At 68.9% G+C, this 3,127-nt stretch carries 4 protein-coding genes and 1 pseudogene; all 5 read left to right on the forward strand.

Going from position 1 to position 3,127, the window contains the following annotated elements; all coding sequences use genetic code 11:
- Positions 1 to 281, forward strand: a pseudogene (gene fusA / locus VFG33_RS15720) (elongation factor G); the annotation flags it as partial.
- Positions 282 to 539: 258 nt separating this feature from the next.
- Positions 540 to 1,145, forward strand: coding sequence for a hypothetical protein (locus tag VFG33_RS15725; protein WP_325053600.1), 606 nt, complete (start codon positions 540 to 542; stop codon positions 1,143 to 1,145).
- Between the two features lie 85 nt (positions 1,146 to 1,230).
- Positions 1,231 to 1,866, forward strand: a complete 636-nt coding sequence (locus VFG33_RS15730; protein WP_325053601.1) for a hypothetical protein — start codon at positions 1,231 to 1,233, stop codon at positions 1,864 to 1,866.
- Between the two features lie 107 nt (positions 1,867 to 1,973).
- Positions 1,974 to 2,678, forward strand: coding sequence for an SDR family NAD(P)-dependent oxidoreductase (locus VFG33_RS15735; RefSeq protein ID WP_325053602.1), 705 nt, complete (start codon positions 1,974 to 1,976; stop codon positions 2,676 to 2,678).
- A 9-nt stretch (positions 2,679 to 2,687) separates the two neighbouring features.
- The coding region (locus tag VFG33_RS15740; RefSeq protein WP_325053603.1) for a 2,4'-dihydroxyacetophenone dioxygenase family protein at positions 2,688 to 3,127 on the forward strand (440 nt) is incomplete at its 3' end.

Consider the following 3,127-nt stretch of genomic DNA (forward strand, 5'->3'; position numbering starts at 1 on the left):
CGATGGTGCTCCTGGAGCCGGTCGCCGAGGTCACGGTGACCGTGCCCGAGGATGCCGTCGGCGGCGTGCTCGGCGACTTGGCAGCACGGCGGGGCCGGATCTCGGGCTCGACCGCACGGCCGGGCACGATGGTGATCGTCGCCACCGTCCCGCTGGCCGAGTTGTTCGGTTATGCGACGCAGCTGCGCAGCCGGACCCAGGGCCGGGGGACCTTCACCACTCGGACCACCGGGTACGTCCCGGCACCGGGCGCGAGGTCCGAGGGAACGCCGTCCCGGTAGAGCCGAGAAGTGACCCCGCCCGCGCGGGCGGGGTCACCGCTTCGCCGCTCTCCGGAGGCGCCTGCACAAGAGGGTGTTAATTCTGCTGACACGAGGAATGAGCCGCCGCCTGGTGGGTAGGGAGCCCGCCACGGGGCTGATCAGTGAGGAGAGAGTGAAGTGGTCCAGCAGTACGGCGACAGCGACACACTGACCGAGCCTGTTCCCGCATCCGCTACCCAGCGTTACGAGGAAGCGCGTGCGGCCGCGGAACGGGCCATGACCAGCGTCACACTGGTCCCTGACCGGCCGGTCACCGTGGTCCCCGACCTGCCGGAGCGCCCGGAGCCGCAGCGCTCGGAGGTCGAGCGGCCGGCGTACCGGGGCTTCAAGTTCGGGGCGGCGTACTTCGGCTGGCTGATCACGCTGTCGACGATGGTGCTGCTGGCCGCCGTCATCGCGGGCGCCGGGGCCGGGATCACCTACGTCCTCGACTACACCCGGGCAGACGCCGAGAACCAGGCGGGCACCGCAGCCATCACCCTGGCGGCCGTCCTCGTGCTGATGGTCAGTCTGGCCTTCTACACCGGCGGCTACGTCGCCGGCCGGCTCGCTCGGTTCGACGGTGCTCGGCAGGGTTTCGGTGTCTGGATGTTTTGCCTGCTCCTCGGCCTGGTCGCGGCCGGGACCGGCGCGTTCTTGGACAACCAGTACGACCTGGTCGATCAGGTGAACCGCCCGGACGTGCAAATCACGAACGACGCGCTCCTGATCGGCAGCCTCATCACCGCTGCCGCGCTCCTGATCCTGCCGCTGCTCGCGGCGCTTCTGGGCGGCAAGACGGGCCAGCGCTACCACGACCGGATCGACAGCTTGCTGGACTGAGCGCATGGACAGCCCGGCGCCGGGGTACGGGAGAAGGGAGACGGGGCTGTCTTTGTGAGGAACGGCTTTCGTTAGGAGAAGGCACATGGTTCAGCAGTATCGGGACGACACGGATACTCAGCAGCTCAGCCCGAAGTTCACGCCCGACCCGCCAGAGGTCCGTACGCCGACGCATCGCGCCGACCTGAAGACCTCGCCGGCGGCCGAGGTGAACCCGGTGTACCGCGGCTTCAAAGGCGGCTCGGCGTTCTTCGGCTGGCTGATCGCGGTCGGGCTGACCGTGCTGCTGACCGGGATCATCGGCGCGATCGCCGCCGCGATCGACTACGCGATCACGATCGACTGGAACGGCGACGACGCCGGCACCATCGGCATCGTGTCCGGCGCGCTGCTGGTCGTGATGATGGCGATCGCCTACTACAACGGCGGCTACGTGGCCGGCCGGCTGGCCCGGTTCGACGGTGCGCGGCAGGGATTCGGCGTCTGGGGCATCGGGGTGATCGTCACGCTGGTCGTTGCCGGGATCGGAGCGCTGGCGGGCTCGCAGTACGACGTCCTCGACCGGGTCGACCTGCCGTCCGTACCGATCGCCGACGACACCCTCACGGCCGGCGGGCTGATCGCGGCCGGCGCCGTACTCGTGGTCACGCTGCTCGCGGCGGTGATCGGCGGCAAGGCCGGCCAGCGCTACCACAAACGCGTCGACAACAGCTGGGACTGACTGCCAAACCCTGACCCCCCACCCAGAAGACCCGGAACGCGGATACCCCCCATCCGCCTTCCGGGTCTTCGTTGTCCCGGGGCTGAGCAGCGAGCAGGATGCCGGACATGTCAGCCCGTACTGCGCTAGTCGTCGGCGGCACAAGTGGTATCGGCGCAGCCACCGCCCTCCGCCTGGCGACCGACGGAGCCACCGTGATCGCGGCCGGCCTCAATTCGACTACCGCACCCGACGAGCTCCAGCAGGCAGTCGAGCTCCGCGAGCTGGATCTCCGCGATCCACGAGCGCTGGAAGACCTGATCACCTCGCAGGGACGACTCGACGTACTGGTGAACGCGGCCGGCATCATCCGCCGGGGCGACGAGCACCGGCCCGAGGTGTTCCGCGAGGTCCTGGAGATCAACCTCACCGGCGCGCTGCGGGCAGCCGAGGCGGCGTACGGGCTGCTCGCTGAGAGCAGGGGCTGCATCGTCAACGTAGCCTCGATGTTGAGCTATTTCGGCGGCCCGCTGGTACCGGCCTACAGCGCGAGCAAGGGCGGGATCGTCCAGCTCACCAAGTCCCTCGCCGTCGCCTGGGCCGCGCAGGGCATCCGGGTCAACGCGGTCGCACCCGGCTGGATCGCCACGGACCTGACCGCCGCGCTGCAAGCAGACCCAGCTGCCGCCGACCGCATCCTCTCCCGTACTCCGATGGCGCGCTGGGGCACGGCCTCGGAGGTCGCCGGAGCGATCGCCTTCCTCACCGGACCTGACGCCGCGTTCATCACGGGAGCTGTCCTCCCCGTCGACGGCGGCTACCAAAGTGCTTAGGAGAACCAGATGAGTCAGATCCCGATCTCGGCCGGTGTGCCCGAGGAGATCGCCGTGCAGGCGGTACCGGACGACGACCGGCTGTGGGTCCCGCAGGCACCGGACGTGTGGTTCCGCCCGCTGATGCTGAACACCGTCACCGGTCAGTGGTGCAACCTGCTGAAGGTGACGCGGGCCGGGATCGTGTCGCGGCACCGGCATCCGAGCGCGGTGTTCGGGTATGTGATCAAGGGCCGCTGGCAGTACGACGAGCACGAGTGGGTCGCCGAGACCGGGTCCTTCGTCTACGAGCCGCCCGGCGAGATCCACACCCTGGTGGTGCCGGACGACTGCACCGAGATGATCACGTTCTTCAACGTCACCGGCGCGATGATCTACGTCGACGCCGAGGGCAAGCAGACCGGCTATGAGGATGTCTGGACCAAGATCAACCTCTGCCGCGCGCACTA

The sequence above is a fragment of the Kribbella sp. genome (genome assembly GCF_035687465.1).
In the GTDB taxonomy this organism is placed as follows: Bacteria; Actinomycetota; Actinomycetes; order Propionibacteriales; family Kribbellaceae; genus Kribbella.